Raw genomic sequence first — 17,099 nt, 5'->3', positions numbered from 1 at the left:
ATCCTCTATCGTTAGGTGTTTAAATTTAAAAATGCATTTTCTATTTCTTCAAAATCAACGAACTTAATTTTCTCTTTTCCGAGAATTTGATAGGTCTCGTGACCTTTACCTGCGACAACCAAAATTCCATCCTTTTCTAACAAGGAAACTGCTCGCCTAATTGCAGTGCTTCGGTCTGTAATTTTTTCATACCGTTTGAAACCACGTGAAAAACCTGCTTCAATCTCATCGAGAATTGTTTCGGGATTTTCGGTTCTTGGGTTGTCTGATGTTAAAATGACAAAATCAGCTAAGGTTTCGGCAATTTTTGCCATTTGTGGACGTTTTGTTCGGTCACGATTACCACCACAACCAAACAAACAAATGATTTGTTTCGGTCGAATTTCTACACAACTCTTTAAGATATTCTCCAATGCATCTGGTGTATGGGCATAATCTACTACTGCTATGCGAGATTTGTCTGGATAAGGAACTACATGGAAACGTCCAGGAACTGTAGGGATTGTATCGACAGCTTTGACCACATCATCCCATGGAAATCCAAGTTCGTATGCAATGGACATTGCAAATGCTGTATTAAAAACATTAAAATTACCGAGTAAGTTTGTGTGAACCGTTCTCACCTCGATAAAAGGGAGATTTTTTTCCTTTTTATGGAATCTGTATTCACTTCCAAGTAACGAAAGTTTTGTGTTACTATAATGAAATTCTCCAGATTTTCCTAGGATATAGATGGGTGATTTTAAATTAGCTTCTCTTATCCTTTGGATCATTTTGTCACCAAAGGATACATCGCCAGCGACAAGACCAAATTTATTTTTTACCGATGACTGTTCGAGTAATTGAAAGATTTTAAACTTACTTTCAAAATAATCATCCATACTTTCATGAAAGTCTAAATGGTCCTGGGTTAAATTCGTAAATCCTGCACAAGTAATTTCAATACCTGAAACCCTTCCCAGTTTTAATCCATGGCTACTCATCTCCATGAAAACATATTCTACACCTTCTTCTACCATCTCTTTGAGTAATAAGTTAAGAGAAGAAGCATCTGGTGTTGTATAACCCGATTCTAAAATACGATCTAAAATTTGAATTTGGACAGTACCAATGAGAGCAACTTTTTTACCTAATTTTTTAGCGATATGGAACAAAATAAAGGTTAAGGAAGTTTTTCCATTTGTACCAGTGATACCTATGATTTTCAATTTTTTGGAAGGATAACCCAGAAGTAAGGATGCTAATTTTCCATGTAAATCACCTAACGGTTCTTCTGATTCCAATACTGTGGTAAATAAACTGAGTCCATTTAGTTTTAAATTTCGTTTGGAGACCAGAACGACTTGGCAACCTAACTTGTGAGCCATTTGTAAATATGATTCTAATACATCATCATTACCCAAAGGAAGGACAAAAATATCCTTGGAGGTTAGTTTGCGACTGTCAGCCCAAACATAGTGAACTTCAAAGTCACCTTCTCCTCTTATGAGTTTAATCTCTGGAATTTTTTTTAGGATATCAATGAGTTTCATGGATTTGACTTAGCGGGTGATTCAGGAATTGGTGGTAGTTCGATTGTAACAGTTCGATTGCCAAGACTGATGGGTAAAAATTGATATGTCCTTCTATACAATGTTTCAATTCGTTCTGCTGATGTATATGATACAATTCCAATTTTTAATTCGTCATTCTTTCGCTTTAACTCTTCTTTGGTGGTTGTCCTTTCATGGATAAACCTTTGTAATTTGGCCTTTTCCAATCCTTGCCAAACATGGAAGAAAAAAAATCCTAAAAATGGGAACAACAAAACGAGTCCTTGGAGAGGTTCCAAAAATTCGAAAACCATTTTGGGGAATGTTTTGAATGATAAAGTTATTTTTCCCATCTACTTTCTTTTATCGGTTCAATTTTTCGAAGACCTCTTAATTTTGCTGACCGCGAGGCTCTGTTTTCTTTGATTTCCTGGTCCGTTGGTAAGATCGGTTTTTTGGTAAGGATTTCAAATTCGTCTGTTGCTTTTAAGTCCCGGAATGTCCATTTCACAATTCTGTCTTCCAAAGAATGGAATGAAATACAAGATAGAACTCCCCCCAATTGTAGGCAGTTTGCAAGTGTACGAATTCCCTTTTCTGCATGGACTAATTCTTCGTTCACTTCAATTCGTAACGCTTGGAAAATACGAGTCGCAGGATGTGATTCCTTTGGCCAAAATTTTCTAGGGATAGATGCTTCCACGAGTTTCACAAGATCAGTGTTGGTTTCGAATTTTTTTTTGTGTCTCGACTGTACGATGTTATTTGCGATTTTTAGGGCCCAACGTTCTTCTCCGTATTCCCAAAATACCTTTTTTAAATGTAGAACAGAACTATAATTCACAACATCGGCAGCTGTTTTTTGGCCTACTTGTGGTTCGAGACGCATATCCAAAGGTTCTTCGTTTTTAAAGGTAAACCCTCTCCCTGAATGTAGAAAATGGAAAAGTGAAACTCCTAAATCTACGAGAGCTCCGTCAAGTCCTGAACACCCCACTTCTTCCAGTAAGGTCCTGTCCACTTCTGAAAAGTTCATCTGAAAGGCGTGTACCCGATCTAAAGAGCCAATTTCCTTTTGGATTTCTTTTTTTGCCCGTTCTAACATGACGGCATCACGGTCAATGAGGATGAGTTTTGCTTCAGGGAAGGTTTTTAAGATCAGTTTGGAATGACCACCCTCTCCAGCTGTCCCATCCAAAAACCACATTGGTTTTGGATTTTGTGCCAGTTGTAATAAGGAAATGACTTCGTTCGGAAGGACCGGTATGTGGGGAGATTCTAACACTGTTACTTTCTTACTGTATAGCTGTCAAAATCCTTGCAATCCTTTAATCCTTCTCTGAGATTGAAAGTATCCATGAGTTCCTATGAAGAACATTCCCTACGAAAAAACCTCTTTAGTGTTGGCAAATTAGGTTATGCCAAAGGGGACAGACCCAATGTGGAATGTATCCTTTGTGGTGTCAGAGACAAAAACGAAATCGTCCCCAACTTAACCATTGCGGAAACGGATCTCTCCATCGTATCCATCAATTTATTTCCGTACAATCCTGGACATATCATCATATTCCCAAAACGCCATATCATCAGTTATTTGGAACTAACGAATGAAGAGGCTTTGGACATCCACGTTCTCACCCAAAAAACCATGAGGATTTTAGAAAAACAATGGAAGGTACAAGGTTTTAACACTGGATACAACCTTGGAAAAAACAGCGGAGGATCCATCCCTCATATCCATGAGCACATTGTTCCTAGGTTTCCCAATGAAGCAGGATTTTTAGATGTTCTCTCCAATACAAGGATCGTCATCTATGAACCCTATCAAATGTGGGAAGACCTAAAAACTCTTTGGTCGAAGGAAGAAACGTAAACCCCTTACACTTTTTTCTGGTAAATCGTATGACCCAAAAATTTGAATTGGTCAGAGATTCCAAACATTGTCTCGGAATGTCCTAAAATCAAATACCCTTTTGGTTTTAAACTGACTTCAAAATTCTGGAACAATGTTTTTTGAGTTGGTTTGTCAAAATAAATCACAACATTCCTGCAAAAGATTAAGTCGAGTTTGTCCGTAATGGGAAAAGGAAAATGCAATAGGTTAATTTGACGAAAGTCAACCAGTGCCTTTAAGTGAGGTTTTACTTCATAAAAGACATGGTCTTTTTCAGTGAATTGGTTGAAGTGTTTTTTCTTCAATGTTTCGGAAACTGGTTCCAATCGATCATCCCGGTACACACCTTTTTTGGCAGTGTTGAGTACTTGGGTATCAATGTCTGATGCATAAATTTTACAATTCCAACCTGGTTTGTTTTGAAAATAATCATACACAGTGATTGCAATCGAATAAGGTTCCTCTCCTGTGGAGGATGCAGAACACCAGATCCGTAAGGTTTTTGCTGACCCCGATTCGGCGGCTTCTTTTTCCAGCTGAGGGAAATAATCATTTTTTAAAAATTCAAAATGGTGGTTCTCACGAAAAAAATCAGTTTTATTCGTTGTTATGCGATTGATGAGTTCTTGCATCTCTTGGGTCGCAAAATTTTGATCCATTTTGAGTTTAGCCACGTAATCCTCAAAACTTTGGATTCCGAGTGTACGTAACCTCGCGTTAAGTCTGGACTGCACCATGATTTTTTTGTGCGGAGCAAGGAAAATTCCTGCTTGTTTGTACACTAAATTTTTGATGAATTCAAACTCGGCATCACCGATTGTGTTTAAAGATGTTCGAAAGTCCAATTTGCCCTCACGAAGATTCAACAGAGTTTTTTGATTCTGACAAGTTGTTTTTTCCAATGGAGGTAGCTTCTTGAAGATTGGTATCGTAAAACACCTAAATGCGCGTCCACTTACCCTTTATTTTGAAAAGTCTCCTGAATTTACCCCTGTGTACGAGAACCCAAGTGTCCTCATTGAACTACTCAAACAGGGAGAACTCGACTGTGCCCTTGTTTCTTCCATTGAATGTGAACGAAACAAGGACCAATTTGATTACACAAAGATTGTAGGAGTTTGTGCTCGTGATGTTGTTCGTTCTGTTTTGTTCTTTCAAAATCAAATGGAACCCGGGATTCCCAATGTAGTGTATACAGACAAAGGTTCCAGATCCAGTGTATGTCTATTACAATGTTTATTCCATTTGGAATATGGGAAAAAAATAGAAGTGATCCCAACCGATGCAAAGGAAATTTCCAAAATGATGGATTCTGGGATTGGTTCCCACTTATTGTTTGGTGACCATGCCCTTTTGCAAACACCTATCGATGGATACCGCGCCATTGACCTTGCCGAATGGTGGAATCGAATCACAGGACTTTATTTTTGTTTTGCGTTTTGGGCTTATCCAAAGCGAAAAGAATGGGACAACCAAATCTTTTTAAAAGCACTCGAGTATGGACTGAAAGAACTTCCAACCATCATCAGTGAAGAAAAACGCCTTCCCATCGCCATAACAGAGCGTTATCTCAAACAAGAGTTACATTATATCCCTGAGAAAAAAAATTTAGATGGGTTTGCCTTATTCATTGAAACCGCAAAAGGATTAGGCCTACTCTAATTCAAAAAAAACGGATTTTGTATTCCCAGGTTTTTGTATCTGGATTTTCTAACGTTTCTTGTAAAGGGATTTGGTAGACCAAATTACCAAGTCCAATAAAACCACGATTGGAACTACATTCAGAATCTTTAGGGAATAAAACTTTAAATTGGATTTTTCCTTCCCTTAACAACCGTGATGTTTCCGATATGATTTTTTTCTCTCCAGCACTGGAATCAAGAATTGCATTGTCCGTGAGATTCGGGAAGTCACGTTTGACAGTCAAAGATCTTGGTTTTTGTTTGATCGAAAATGTACCAATAAGAACACCTTCAAGATGAACGGGATCTTCAAAGTCCAATTTATAAGAAACTTTTCCTTTTCGTTTGAAATACATATCCGTTGTTTCTGATTTTTCTAATTCTCGAAACGTAAAATCTCTTACTTGTAAATTGTTATTCGATTTCTTTTTAACAGATATTAGGATTTCTTCTTTCGAAGTGGGTAAAAATTTAATTAGGGATTCGTTAGAATCCTTTTTAAGTGGAACCGTGTAAGTAATTTCAACCGTTCCAGAACTCATTTTACGAAAGAGAATGGTCTCTTCGTATTCAAAACAACCATAACAGAAAAGGAGTAAAAATGGAAAAAAACGAAACACACCCTAGACTTCCCCATAGAGAAAATCTAGGGTCAAGGACTATTTCGAAACGGGGTAAGCTTCGTTCCCGTGTTCCAAAATATCCAATCCTAACAATTCTTCTTCTTCCGAAACCCGAAGGCCAACCGTCTTTTTGATCAAATAAAATACCAAAAGGCTCACGGGAAATGCCCAGAAAAATGCAGTTACAACTCCAATCGCCTGTGCAGCAAATTGGGCAAAACCGGCTCCATAAAATAAGCCTGTATCGAGACTAAAAAGTCCATAGGCCAAAGTCCCCCAGGCACCACATACACCATGAACAGAAACTGCACCTACGGGGTCATCAATCCTTTGTTTGTCTAAAAAGAGAACGGAAATGATGACAAGGACTCCTGCCACAAGTCCAATGAGAACGGCACCGAAGATACTGACATTATCACAAGGTGCAGTGATCGCAACAAGTCCTGCTAGACCACCATTTAAGGTGAGTCCAATTTCTGGTTTTTTGAATAAATACCATGTAAGAACCATAGCACTGATAGCACCGGCACAAGCTGCCATATGTGTCACAACAGCAATTTTGGCAAAACTTCCCCCTTCGATCGATGTCGTCGAACCAGGGTTAAAGCCAAACCATCCAAACCATAAAATAAAAACACCAAGTGCTGCCATCGACATATTGTGACCAAGAATCGGATACACACGACCATCGGATTGGAACTTACCCATACGTGGTCCAACTACGATTGCACCTGCAAGCCCTGCCCATGCTCCGATGCTATGAACAACTGTTGACCCAGCAAAATCATGAAACCCAACTCCTTCTCCACCACCAAGTCCTAATGTTTCGAGAAAACCTGTTGAGATCCCTAGTAAACTCCCCCAAGCAAAAGAACCAAACACGGGATAAATGAAAGCAGTGATCACCACAGAGAAAATCAGATATGCTGAAAATTTTGTACGTTCTGCCATTGCTCCGGAAACAATCGTTGCGGCTGTGGCAGCAAATACAATCTGGAAGATAAAAAATGTATACTTGGATGGATCCATACTTCCATCCTCTGCATTGATGAGAGATTCTGCAAATGATGGCAGACCAATTCCAAATCCACTCACAATTTGTGGACCAAACATAATTGAAAAACCAATGAGCCAATACGCTATGGCTCCCACTGTTAAATCGGAAAAGTTTTTCATGAGAATGTTCACTGCATTTTTAGCACGTGTGAATCCCGCTTCCACATAGGCAAAACCAGCTTGCATAAAAAATACAAGGAAAGCAGCAATACACGTCCACACCCAATTTGCTTCTTGTTTTGTGGTTTCCAATGCCAGTTTTGTCTCTGCCAGTGAGGTTTTGATCTCTGCCATTTCCTTGGCAAGTGATTCCAAACTATCTTTGTCAGGGGTAACGACTGTTTCCGCAAATACATTACTTACTAACAGTAATCCTATCAAACTAAAATAAACTCCGAAATATCTCATATAACGTTCCTTAACTGACCTTTTGGGTATGTGATTCTAATCTCAAAAGCGAAGTTTTTAATTCCAGATTTTGAGGTGTGTTTTTTACGCCTTGTTGTAATACCTTAATCGCTTTTGGTTTCGCATTTTCTTTTAAATAACACTGCGCAAGTAAAATACTCGCTTTGGCAAAACTATGGTCACTGGAGAGTGCCATCTTTAACGCCCGTTTTGCTTCTGAAATCATCCCAGCTTTGTAATAAGCTCTGCCCATCATAAAATGAGAAGCAGCTGTATTATCACCGGAAGTTCTTATATACTCTTCTAAATAACGAATTGCCTCAGTATACTTTCCATCTCGGTAATACATTTTTCCAAGAAATACCAAGATCTCTTTTAAGGAAGAATCGATACTAAATGCTTTGAGAGCTTGGGCGTAGGCTTCCTCCATTTTCATCTTGGAATTGGATTGTTTTGCCAATTGGATGTAATGAGATGCTTCAGGAATGGAATCACCACAATATAGAAAGAGAAAACTTAAGTCGTCTCCATTCGGAACTTCTCCTTGGTAAGTACGGAAACGTTTGATAAAAGAGGATGCTAATTTTTTTAAATCCACTTTTCCTCTTCCTTCAATGACTAGTTTTTCTCTCTCATCATGTAACCAAGTTTGGATTCTCTCAACTCCTACCTCATCTTTTAAATGGTTTCTTTGTTCACTGAATCCATCTGAAATCAAAAGTAAAAAGTCACCAGGCTCGAGTTTCCCTTGTTTTTCCTCATAATCGATTTTGCGAACTGGCAAAATTCCAAGAGGAACTCCTTTGGTGTCATATTGGATGAAGGTATCATCGGAAGCTTTGTAATGTAACATCCGTTGGTGGCCTGCATTCACATAACCAAAAGTATAATCGCTAAAAATTCGTACCATAAAGGCAGTGAAGTAGGTAGATTCCGGGAGTTGTTCCCGTAATTTTTCGCCTAACTCTTCCATGATTTCTGTGAGACCAAGTCCTGCCATGACAGAACGACGGAACTGATGGTGGATTGCCATTGTCACTAGAGCTGCTGGAATTCCATGACCCGATACATCAATGTTAATGGCAGTTAACGAATGTCCTTGCCTTACGATGTCGACTAAATCTCCACTGACTTCTGCCATAGGTTCGTAATGGCTTGCAAAATAGATTCCATTCCAAGCACTTAAGTCTTGGGGTAGGATTTGGCTTTGGACATTTCGACCCATTTTCAAATCCCACTCTAATTGGTTTAGGATGGCAGCTTCTCTTGCCCTTGCAGTGACAAGTCCTTCAATCAAGCGCACTCCATACAAGGCAAGTGCCAGTTGGGAAGTTAAAGCTTCTAGAATTTCCAAGTCATCGATGATATAAAAATTTTCCCTTTCACTTTCAACAGCGAGAGTTCCAAGGATTTCTTCCTTTTGCATGATAGGGACACACATCACCGATTTTGTTTTTTCCCCTTCATCAAAGTAATGAGCAGAACGGGACAAATCGTTTACAAGGATTGGTTCTTTGGTTTCAAATACTGTCCCAGAGTAACCCTCACCCATTTTTAAATTCCTGCGAGGTGGTTCTGTTTCTTTGACAAATTTGACTGGGACTAAGAACTCTCCATCCCATAACCTAAGTGTCGTGTTGTCCGACTCAAATATTTCCTGGCATATCAGGATGACTTTTGAAAAGAGTTGGTCTTCTCTATCTAAATTGGCAAATTCTTTGGAGATATAAAGGAGGATTGCAATTTTATCTTTATCTGTTAATCCTCCCACAACTTTGTTCTGTCCGCGGAAGTTGACGAGCATTCGTTTGGAAACTTTGAAATCAACCATATTGGATACCTTTCCCATTGAGATGCAAGTATCGTACCGACGATGCATCTCGCCTAAAGAAGTAAAAATATCCTATAATTCTCTACAAACTGGACGAAATTTGCACAAAACGTTAAAACTGTGTTTATGGAAAACTACCAAAACGCCTATTTTGTAAGCAAATGATGTTCTTGATTAGAACTGTGTCTGTACTTGTAGGGCCATCCTGGATTCTCCTCCATCCCTTTCTTTTATATTGATGCCAGACCTTTGGAGAGAAACTGCATAAAACAATCCTTCACCAAACCAACTGGGGAATAATGAACCCGCAACTCCGATTGATCCTGTCGTAAAACCTCGTAAACTTTGTTCCATACGAATTTCTCGACCAACACCTGTTAAAACCTGAAATGAATCCATTTTTCCAATCGCCAAACTGATATTACCCGAATACATAGTCTTGACGGGATATGGTATAAATTGTGATTTATGATTTAAATCAACTGATGTGCTTTCATAAAATTTCCTGGAACCTTCCAATTGTAATTCCAACCAATCGTTCCATTTATAGCCAAATCCTAACATTAACCTTTCTGGTAATTTTTCCTTCAAACGTTCTGACCCTAAGTATTCATCAAATCGATAAGTGCCTGGTGATTCCAATAAAATCCCAATTCTAAAATTTTCATATTGAATGGCTGTGGAAAAAGAAACATTCCATGAATAGGAACTATAACCTCCAAGTCTCCCAGATACTCCAGGACCGACTTGGATGGCAAAAGAAACATAAGGATTGAACTTCCAATTGACAAATGCTTGGAATGCATAATTAGAAAACCTTTCATCTGCTGGAAACGAACGTAAGTAAACAGGTTTTCCACGTACTCCGAATCCTAGTGATTCAGAAAAAGAAAGATACCCCGCACCAGATAAATACAAAGGAGAAAAGTTTGGATTCGCATAACTGGAATTTGTAGAAACATCTAACATATGTTTAGATTGGTATGATAAAAAAGCAGTATTCCCATACAAACTTGCCATTGGATTGGAACTTACTACACCTTGAGATGAAAGTCCAAGTAAATAAGCAGAAGGATAGGCAACATCATACCCAGAGATTTGGGCATGTAAGGGAAAAAGGGAAAAACTACCAAAACATAAAACCGAAACCAACCATTGCCATTTTGATTTGAAAATCATTTACTGCCATTCCTCCATAGATTTACTGGAAAGAAAAGGGAATTCTTATGACAAAACCGATGTACAAACAATTTCGCTCTCCACAAGGGTGGTATTCTTTTTTATTTCCAGTCACCTGGGAACATATGGTTGTAGAAGAAATTCCAGCATTTTTCCATCCAGAAGGTGGTGGAGCCTTACAAGTATATGCTTTTGAATCAAAACTCGAATATTTTGATGTTGATAAAGAATTAGAAAATTATCTCAAAATTCACGAAATTGATTACGACCCAGAGAAAGTTGCGGTTTTTGAAAATAACGAAGGATCAAGTATTCGGGCTTGCGAATTCCAAAGAGAAGACCGTGTTTGGATGGTTTATCTAGTGGCAAATAAAGAAAGAATGATCCTCTTAACTTACAATTCTGATGAAGAAGTGGGAGATGAATTATTCCAACAATTAACCAATATCATAAGTTCTGTAAGGTTTTTGAATTAATTTCTTTCCTTTTTTACTTTACAGTTTCCTAAATCGATATAGTCTCTAGTCCACCGTTTTAGATGGAATCAGGAGTAACTATGAAAAAAATAGGTTATGGAATTGTTGGGTTTATTGCCTCAATTCTTTTAATCATTATCATCGCATTTGTCTTTGCAGGAAGTATCATCACTCCGAGCTTTCTAGTCAAACAAATTGAATCTTCCTTAAATGTCAGAGCACATGTTGAAACAGTAAATATCAATCTCTTCAATGTTCTTTCAGGCATTGAAATTGAAGGGATCATCCTTGCACCAAGAGATGAGATTGCGAATAAAGGAATCCCTCTCGAAGAAAGGAAGTCCAAACCAAAAGGTACGATCCAACTTGGTAAAGTCGATGTCAAAATTTCTTTCTTAGCTCTCTTAACAAAAACCGTTAAGGTCAACAAACTCGTCTTAAAACAACCTAATATCGCGCTTACTATGTATGAAGATGGTGGTAATAATTTAACTTCACTATTCAAAACTCCCAAAATTGTGAATGGTGAAAAAAACCCTGCACTTTCTCCTGAGGCATTAGCTGAGAAAAAAGCAGAAGCAGAAAAGGAGGCTAAAGAAAAAGCAAGTGAACCACCTTCTGGTCCATTTTCGATCAAGGACATTCCGATTGCGATTCAAATGAGTCTTGTTGGAATCCAAGAAGGAAATATCCAAGTGAATATGCGAAAAACTGGCCAACAAATCCTCGTCCAAAAATTGGATTTGGAATTAAAGGACATTGATATTGATGGAAGTAATTTAGCTTCGCATAACAGCCTAAAGGTAAATTTTGATACTGATGTAACGATCATCGGGAAAAACAAAAAAGAGGCTGCAAAGTTTTTACTGGAAACCGGTGGAAAGGTAACTCCGTTTGTGGAAAAAACAGGTTTAGTGAATCCGAAGGTAATTTACGAAGTCACCATGAAAGAAGATTCGTTCCTTTCTGGTTTTGCGGCCTTTGATGCCATTGCAGGTGAACTTCCGGCTCTCAACCAAGCTGGACTCAAACTAGACAAATTAAAGGAAAAAGCGGAACTTAAAAAAGATGTAAGTTTCCAAGTTGAGTATAGCAACGGAAAGGTAACTTTCCTTGACGAACCTACTTTCCCTACTAAAAATTATGACCTACAAATCACAAAAGGATCCTACATCGTAACCACTACCAACTACCATGAAATGAGAATGGGAATGTTATACGATGAAGCGGAATCTAAAAAATCACTGGCTTCGGTAGATGAAAAAATCAAACAAGCCACCAAAGGCCAAGGGGATCCAAAAGAACTTCGGAATAAAATCGTAGGGAATTTGGTAAAGGATGAACGTTTGTTTATTCCTTTTAGAACCTATGGTGATATTCGAAATCCAAATGTAGAACTTGGTGTTGGAATAGGAACGTTAACAGACCTCATAGGTGGGGCTGTCAAAGAAGTGATCAAAGGAAAAGCAGGAGACGCCTTAAAAAAGATTCCTGGTGCAGGGAATGCGTTAAAAGGATTGGGATTTTAGTTAGAAACCAATATCCGCAAATTTTCTCAGTACAAAAAAAAGGGACTAATGACTTAGTCCCTTTTTTATTAGATTGGATGATCCGTAAAACTTTAGATTTTTACTTATCTTCCACCACTGGATCTTTTTCTCATACTAGCATCCAAAACTTTTTTGCGAAGACGCAAACTTGCAGGTGTTACTTCCAAAAGTTCATCATCATCTAAAAATTCAATGGATTGTTCCAAAGTGAGTTTCTTAGGTGGAACAAGGCGGATGGCTTCATCCGATCCCGAAGCACGAACGTTAGTGAGTTTTTTCTCACGCACTGGGTTCACTTCTAAATCTGTATCCCTACTATTCATCCCAAGGATCATACCAGGATAGACAGCTACTTGTGGTTCAATGAAAAGGTCCCCACGTTCTTGCACTTTCCATAAAGCATACGCAGTAGATTCCCCTGAGTCCATAGAAATGAGGGCTCCGTTTTTACGGCCAGGGATTTCACCCTTGTATTTGTCAAAACGTAAGAAGCGGCTAGACATCACTCCTTCTCCACGTGTTTCCGAAATAAAATGCCCTCTAAATCCAATGAGACCTCTTGTTGGAATTGTGTATTCCACGCGAGTGATACCAGAAGTATGAGCATCCATTCCTGTTAACTCACCCTTACGGCGGTTTAGTTCTTGGATCACAGCTCCTGTGTATTGGTCTGGAAGGTCCATTACGAGTGTTTCGTAAGGTTCAATCTTTTCACCAGCTTCATTGTGTTTGATGATTACTTCGGGACGAGATACTTGGAGTTCGTATCCTTCTCTTCTCATGTTTTCAATGAGGATGGATAAGTGGAGTTCCCCACGTCCTAAAATTTTGAAACGATCTTTGTCTTCAGTTTCTTCCAAACGAAGAGCTACGTTGGTTTCGAGTTCGCGGTCTAGGCGTTCACGAAGGTTTCTTGTAGTGACAAACTTACCTTCTTTCCCAGCAAACGGTGAATTGTTTACCATAAAGAACATCGATACAGTTGGTTCCTCTACTTGTATCGCAGGAAGAGGGAGTGGATTTCCTAAATCACAAACTGTATCTCCAATGAACACATCCGGAATCCCTGCCATGGCAACGATGTCTCCAGATCCAGCTTCGTCGATTTCGTAACGAGTGAGTCCTTCGTAACCATACAGTTTTGTGATTTTATAATTAGCTGTAGTTCCGTTTGTTTTGGCAAGAGTGACATCAGCACCCTTTTTCATCGTTCCTTGGTAAATTTTACCAATGGCAATACGACCCACATACTCATTATAATCCAGTGCTGTGACTTGGAATTGGAGTGGTTTGTCACTTTCGTTCTTCACTGCAGGCACATGTGCCAAAACCTTATCTAGAAGTGGTTCAATATTGGATCCTGGAACTTCTGAAAGTTGGTTTACTGCCCAACCTTGTTTGGCAGAAGCATAGATGATAGGAAAGTCTAACTGTTCTTCGGTGGCACCTAGGTCACTAAACAAATCAAATACTTTGTCTACGGAAAAACCTGGTCTTGCCCCTTCACGGTCTACTTTGTTCACAACCACGATGGGTTTGTGTCCGAGTTGGAGTGATTTTCCAAGCACAAACCGAGTTTGTGGCATTGGTCCGTCGAATGCATCCACGAGTAATAGTGTACAGTCTGTCATGGACAGAACTCGTTCCACTTCTCCTCCGAAGTCAGCGTGACCTGGAGTATCTACGATATTAATGCGAGTTCCTTTGTACTTTACCGAAGTGTTCTTGGCAAGGATCGTAATCCCTTTTTCCTGTTCCAAAGTGTTGGAATCCATGATTCTTTCTCGGTCTTCTTTTGCGGTTACGGCGCCCGTATGGCGAAGGATACAATCTGTTAGTGTCGTCTTACCGTGGTCGACGTGTGCGATGATGGCGATGTTGCGAATTTCCATTGTTTTTACCAGAAATTCCAATCCGCTTAGGCTGTAAATGGGGATTTCAGTTTGACAAGAGGTGCCTGTCAGAAATCCTGGTAAGAACTACATTCGAGAAAGAGATTAGGATAGTTATATGTTCGCCATCATTGAACTTGGAGCCAAACAATTTAAAGTGTCTCCTGACCAGGTATTCGTCGCAGAAAAAACAGGAAACACGGTTGGAAGCACAGTAGAAACGAAAGTCCTACTCCTTTCCGATAATAACAAAGTGAACATTGGTTCCCCAGCATTGTCTGGAGCAAAAGTCACTTTAAAGGTATTAGAAGACTGTAAGGGTGAAAAAATCCACGGTTTCAAATACAAAAAAAGAAAGAACTACAAGAAGTCTTGGGGTCACAGACAACAACTCCAAAAACTCCAAGTAGTTTCGATCAGCGGTTAATTGATTTATAGTACAATTTTTAAAGATATAGGAGGGAAAATCGCAGGAATCCAACTGGAAGGACATTCTCCAAAGAACCTAGGTTCGAAAGGCGAAAATCTTTTGTGTGCCGGAGTCTCCACTCTCGTGCAGAGTGCTCACTCGTATTTGGCATCACAAGGCAGTTTGGAAAGAGAAGAAAAACGAGACGGGTATCTTATGTTTCTCGTCAAACAAAACCAAAAAGATGGCTACCAAAGCCTACTTGCCATGGTTGAGTTTGGTTTGAGAAGTTTAGAACATTCCCACTCAGATGCGATTTCCATCCACAACGAACTAATAAAGGGGTAAACAATGGCTACAAAAAAAGGTGGTGGTTCCACAAAGAACGGTCGTGATTCGGTATCGAAAAGACTTGGTGTAAAAGTATACGGTGGCCAACAAGCAATTGCTGGAAACATTATCGTACGCCAAAGAGGAACTGAATACAAACCTGGTAAAAACGTAGGGATTGGTCGTGATCATACCCTTTATGCACTCGTTGACGGGATTGTGACTTTCGAACACGTAACAAAAGAAAGACAACAAATTTCCGTTTACCCGAAAGCTTAATCCTCTCAATTATAAGAGAGGACAAAACCCGTTTTAGGTCATCCTTTAACGGGTTTTTTTTTGACCAAAGGATATTATGAGCGGATTTATTGACGAAGTACCCATCCAAATTCGAGCCGGACACGGAGGGGCAGGTTCTGTCCACTTCCATAAAGAGAAGTTTGTCGAATTTGGAGGACCTGACGGAGGTGATGGAGGCAAAGGTGGAGATGTGATCTTTGTTGCCGAAGGTCGTATGATGACCTTGGAAAATTACCTACCCGACCGCCTGTATGCCGCAGAGGACGGAGGTCCAGGGCTTGGCCAGAACCGAAATGGAAAAAATGGAGAAGATTTACTCCTAAAAGTTCCCATTGGTACCCAAATCATCGATGCGGTCACCATGGAACTCATTTACGACTTTAGCCATGATGGGGAAACATTTACCATAGCTAAGGGAGGGCGCGGTGGCAAAGGGAATACTTTTTTTAAAACCTCAGTCCAACAAGCACCTCGTTATAGCCAACCAGGTGAAGATGGTGATACCTTCTCTTTACGTTTAGAATTAAAACTCCTCGCTGACATTGGAATTGTTGGATTACCCAACGCAGGTAAGTCGACACTACTTGCCAAAATCACTCATGCACATCCTAAAATTGCAGGATATGCATTTACCACACTATCACCGAACCTAGGTGTGGTGCATAGACATGAAGATTTGTTTCGTTATACAGTAGCAGACATTCCAGGGATCATCGAAGGTGCTTCCAAAGGTGTGGGCCTAGGGATTAGTTTTCTCAAACACATTGAACGTGTACAAGGGATTTTGTTTTTATTTGATGGTGGGAATTTACAATTAGAAGAAGAATTGGAAATGTTACGGAGTGAACTTGGGAATTATAACGAGTCTCTTCTACACAAAAAATACCTGATTGTCATCAACAAAATGGACATTTGGGACAACGACCCTAGTTTTACCGAAGAAATCCAAAAAAACTATTCTTCTCTTGGTGAGATTGTTTGTATCTCTGCTGATAAAGAATCCAATTTGGAATACCTACTGGAACGAATTGATAAAGTATTTTTTCCAGAAAAAGCAAAGTTAGTTTATGAAAACACGTAAGGAATTTTTAGATTCACTCGAAGCCGCAAAACTCATCGTCATTAAAATTGGTAGTGCACGTGTTTCTGGCGAAGAAACCAAAATTAATGATTTTCTATATGATTTAGTGGGAGACATTCGAACCCTACGCGACCAAGGGAAAGAAGTCATCCTTGTTTCTTCTGGTGCGATTGCCCAAGGGAAAAAACTGCTCGTTGATAAAAGTGGAACTGGTGTTTTACCGAATGGCAAAACGTCTCTCGCAGAAAAACAAGCATTTGCTGCTATGGGTCAAAACAAACTTCTCAATTTATATGAAAGTTTCTTTAGCCGAGTGAACATTCCGATTGCGCAAATTTTATTTGGACGCAAAGACTTAAATGAAGATAGCAGTTTCACAAATCTCAAACAAACATTTCGCCAACTTTTGGATTGGGGAATTTTGCCGATCGTCAATGAAAACGATTCTGTATCCACCGAAGAACTTAATTTAGGTGATAATGATATTTTATCAGCCATAGTAGCCTCAATTGTGGGTGCTGACCTGCTTTTAATCCTGACTGGTGTTGATGGATTTTTAGAGGGAAACAGTAAAGTTGATTTGTTTACTGAAATCTCTAAAAAGACGGAATCATTGGCAACAGGGCCATCAGGACCAGGTACAGGTGGGATGTTTACAAAAATCAATGCCGCAAAACTCTTGTTACCATTTGGTATCAAAACTGGAATTGTCAATGGCGAAAAAAAACATGCAATAGGCCAATTTTTCACAAATCAATCGTTTGGAACACTCATCGCCAATGATGGATTCCCTCACCGTATCCCTACTGCTTCCGAAATCCAATCTCACTTTTTTTCTTTTCCTACGGAGTAATTT

18 protein-coding genes are annotated in these 17,099 nt (G+C 39.3%); 9 read left to right on the top strand and 9 right to left on the bottom strand.

What is annotated here, in order from left to right:
- Window positions 1–11: 11 nt before the first annotated feature.
- From ND855_RS07885 to rsmH, 3 genes are read right to left on the bottom strand one after another with little or no spacing between them, the layout of a single operon-like run.
- Window positions 12–1,532, bottom strand: a complete 1,521-nt coding sequence (locus tag ND855_RS07885) for a UDP-N-acetylmuramoyl-L-alanyl-D-glutamate--2,6-diaminopimelate ligase (protein ID WP_265357893.1) — start codon at window positions 1,530–1,532, stop codon at window positions 12–14.
- Window positions 1,529–1,885 (bottom strand): hypothetical protein, encoded by a 357-nt coding sequence (locus ND855_RS07880; protein WP_407658704.1) that lies wholly within the window; start codon window positions 1,883–1,885, stop codon window positions 1,529–1,531. The genes ND855_RS07885 and ND855_RS07880 overlap by 4 nt, the downstream gene beginning before the upstream one ends.
- Window positions 1,873–2,817, bottom strand: coding sequence for a 16S rRNA (cytosine(1402)-N(4))-methyltransferase RsmH (gene rsmH, locus ND855_RS07875; protein WP_265357892.1), 945 nt, complete (start codon window positions 2,815–2,817; stop codon window positions 1,873–1,875). The genes ND855_RS07880 and rsmH overlap by 13 nt, the downstream gene beginning before the upstream one ends.
- Before the next feature lie 72 nt (window positions 2,818–2,889).
- On the opposite strand from rsmH, the gene ND855_RS07870 reads away from it, so the two are divergent.
- Entirely contained in the window at window positions 2,890–3,405 is a 516-nt protein-coding gene (locus tag ND855_RS07870) for an HIT family protein (protein ID WP_265357891.1), read from the top strand.
- Between the two features lie 5 nt (window positions 3,406–3,410).
- Here the strand turns inward: ND855_RS07870 and ND855_RS07865 are convergent, their stop codons facing one another.
- The gene (locus ND855_RS07865) at window positions 3,411–4,271 is read right to left on the bottom strand and encodes a CheR family methyltransferase (protein WP_265357890.1); all 861 of its coding nucleotides are present in this window, start codon (window positions 4,269–4,271) and stop codon (window positions 3,411–3,413) included.
- 70 nt (window positions 4,272–4,341) lie between these two features.
- On the opposite strand from ND855_RS07865, the gene ND855_RS07860 reads away from it, so the two are divergent.
- The gene (locus ND855_RS07860; RefSeq protein WP_265357889.1) at window positions 4,342–5,088 is read left to right on the top strand and encodes a menaquinone biosynthetic enzyme MqnA/MqnD family protein; all 747 of its coding nucleotides are present in this window, start codon (window positions 4,342–4,344) and stop codon (window positions 5,086–5,088) included.
- Between the two features lies 1 nt (window position 5,089).
- Here the strand turns inward: ND855_RS07860 and ND855_RS07855 are convergent, their stop codons facing one another.
- The 4 genes from ND855_RS07855 to ND855_RS07840 form a co-directional block, all read right to left on the bottom strand.
- Window positions 5,090–5,728: an LIC11874 family lipoprotein gene (locus tag ND855_RS07855; RefSeq protein WP_265357888.1), complete on the bottom strand. Its 639-nt coding sequence runs from the start codon at window positions 5,726–5,728 to the stop codon at window positions 5,090–5,092.
- Window positions 5,729–5,767: 39 nt separating this feature from the next.
- Window positions 5,768–7,195 (bottom strand): ammonium transporter, encoded by a 1,428-nt coding sequence (locus tag ND855_RS07850; protein WP_265357887.1) that lies wholly within the window; start codon window positions 7,193–7,195, stop codon window positions 5,768–5,770.
- A 10-nt stretch (window positions 7,196–7,205) separates the two neighbouring features.
- Complete coding sequence (locus ND855_RS07845) at window positions 7,206–9,026, bottom strand: SpoIIE family protein phosphatase (protein ID WP_265357886.1); 1,821 nt, start codon at window positions 9,024–9,026, stop codon at window positions 7,206–7,208.
- 174 nt (window positions 9,027–9,200) lie between these two features.
- Window positions 9,201–10,205, bottom strand: coding sequence for a hypothetical protein (locus tag ND855_RS07840; protein ID WP_265357885.1), 1,005 nt, complete (start codon window positions 10,203–10,205; stop codon window positions 9,201–9,203).
- 47 nt (window positions 10,206–10,252) lie between these two features.
- On the opposite strand from ND855_RS07840, the gene ND855_RS07835 reads away from it, so the two are divergent.
- Together ND855_RS07835 and ND855_RS07830 are read left to right on the top strand one after the other, a co-directional pair.
- Window positions 10,253–10,681: a hypothetical protein gene (locus ND855_RS07835; protein ID WP_265357884.1), complete on the top strand. Its 429-nt coding sequence runs from the start codon at window positions 10,253–10,255 to the stop codon at window positions 10,679–10,681.
- 80 nt (window positions 10,682–10,761) lie between these two features.
- A complete protein-coding gene (locus ND855_RS07830) occupies window positions 10,762–12,210 on the top strand; it encodes an AsmA family protein (protein WP_265357883.1) in 1,449 nt (482 codons plus the stop codon).
- A 104-nt stretch (window positions 12,211–12,314) separates the two neighbouring features.
- On the opposite strand, the gene typA is transcribed toward ND855_RS07830, so the two are convergent.
- Entirely contained in the window at window positions 12,315–14,123 is a 1,809-nt protein-coding gene (gene typA / locus ND855_RS07825) for a translational GTPase TypA (RefSeq protein ID WP_265357882.1), read from the bottom strand.
- 118 nt (window positions 14,124–14,241) lie between these two features.
- On the opposite strand from typA, the gene rplU reads away from it, so the two are divergent.
- The 5 genes from rplU (at window position 14,242) to proB (ending at window position 17,096) form a co-directional block, all read left to right on the top strand.
- Window positions 14,242–14,550 carry a 50S ribosomal protein L21 gene (rplU, locus tag ND855_RS07820; RefSeq protein ID WP_012388757.1) on the top strand — a complete coding sequence of 103 codons (309 nt, stop codon included), beginning with the start codon at window positions 14,242–14,244 and terminating at the stop codon, window positions 14,548–14,550.
- Complete coding sequence (locus tag ND855_RS07815) at window positions 14,551–14,880, top strand: ribosomal-processing cysteine protease Prp (RefSeq protein WP_265357881.1); 330 nt, start codon at window positions 14,551–14,553, stop codon at window positions 14,878–14,880.
- 3 nt (window positions 14,881–14,883) lie between these two features.
- Complete coding sequence (rpmA, locus tag ND855_RS07810) at window positions 14,884–15,141, top strand: 50S ribosomal protein L27 (protein ID WP_108959159.1); 258 nt, start codon at window positions 14,884–14,886, stop codon at window positions 15,139–15,141.
- A 76-nt stretch (window positions 15,142–15,217) separates the two neighbouring features.
- Window positions 15,218–16,243: a GTPase ObgE gene (gene obgE, locus ND855_RS07805; protein ID WP_265357880.1), complete on the top strand. Its 1,026-nt coding sequence runs from the start codon at window positions 15,218–15,220 to the stop codon at window positions 16,241–16,243.
- A complete protein-coding gene (proB, locus tag ND855_RS07800) occupies window positions 16,230–17,096 on the top strand; it encodes a glutamate 5-kinase (protein WP_265357879.1) in 867 nt (288 codons plus the stop codon). The genes obgE and proB overlap by 14 nt, the downstream gene beginning before the upstream one ends.
- Window positions 17,097–17,099 lie beyond the last annotated feature (3 nt).

Origin of the sequence: Leptospira paudalimensis (genome assembly GCF_026151345.1) — a bacterium.
Taxonomy (GTDB): Bacteria; Spirochaetota; Leptospiria; order Leptospirales; family Leptospiraceae; genus Leptospira_A; species Leptospira_A paudalimensis.
This window is presented reverse-complemented; position numbering and strand designations above follow the sequence as displayed.

What these genes read in the sequence shown, in the direction of transcription:
- ND855_RS07850 (WP_265357887.1), bottom strand. Translation starts at nt 7,195, where the DNA reads ATGAGATATTTCGGAGTTTATTTTAGTTTGATAGGATTACTGTTAGTA.
- ND855_RS07845 (WP_265357886.1), bottom strand. Translation starts at nt 9,026, where the DNA reads ATGGTTGATTTCAAAGTTTCCAAACGAATGCTCGTCAACTTCCGCGGA.
- ND855_RS07835 (WP_265357884.1), top strand. Translation starts at nt 10,253, where the DNA reads ATGACAAAACCGATGTACAAACAATTTCGCTCTCCACAAGGGTGGTAT.
- ND855_RS07885 (WP_265357893.1), bottom strand. Translation starts at nt 1,532, where the DNA reads ATGAAACTCATTGATATCCTAAAAAAAATTCCAGAGATTAAACTCATA.
- ND855_RS07840 (WP_265357885.1), bottom strand. Translation starts at nt 10,205, where the DNA reads ATGATTTTCAAATCAAAATGGCAATGGTTGGTTTCGGTTTTATGTTTT.
- rpmA (WP_108959159.1), top strand. Translation starts at nt 14,884, where the DNA reads ATGGCTACAAAAAAAGGTGGTGGTTCCACAAAGAACGGTCGTGATTCG.
- obgE (WP_265357880.1), top strand. Translation starts at nt 15,218, where the DNA reads ATGAGCGGATTTATTGACGAAGTACCCATCCAAATTCGAGCCGGACAC.
- proB (WP_265357879.1), top strand. Translation starts at nt 16,230, where the DNA reads ATGAAAACACGTAAGGAATTTTTAGATTCACTCGAAGCCGCAAAACTC.
- rplU (WP_012388757.1), top strand. Translation starts at nt 14,242, where the DNA reads ATGTTCGCCATCATTGAACTTGGAGCCAAACAATTTAAAGTGTCTCCT.
- ND855_RS07880 (WP_407658704.1), bottom strand. Translation starts at nt 1,885, where the DNA reads ATGGGAAAAATAACTTTATCATTCAAAACATTCCCCAAAATGGTTTTC.
- typA (WP_265357882.1), bottom strand. Translation starts at nt 14,123, where the DNA reads ATGGAAATTCGCAACATCGCCATCATCGCACACGTCGACCACGGTAAG.
- ND855_RS07830 (WP_265357883.1), top strand. Translation starts at nt 10,762, where the DNA reads ATGAAAAAAATAGGTTATGGAATTGTTGGGTTTATTGCCTCAATTCTT.
- ND855_RS07870 (WP_265357891.1), top strand. Translation starts at nt 2,890, where the DNA reads ATGAGTTCCTATGAAGAACATTCCCTACGAAAAAACCTCTTTAGTGTT.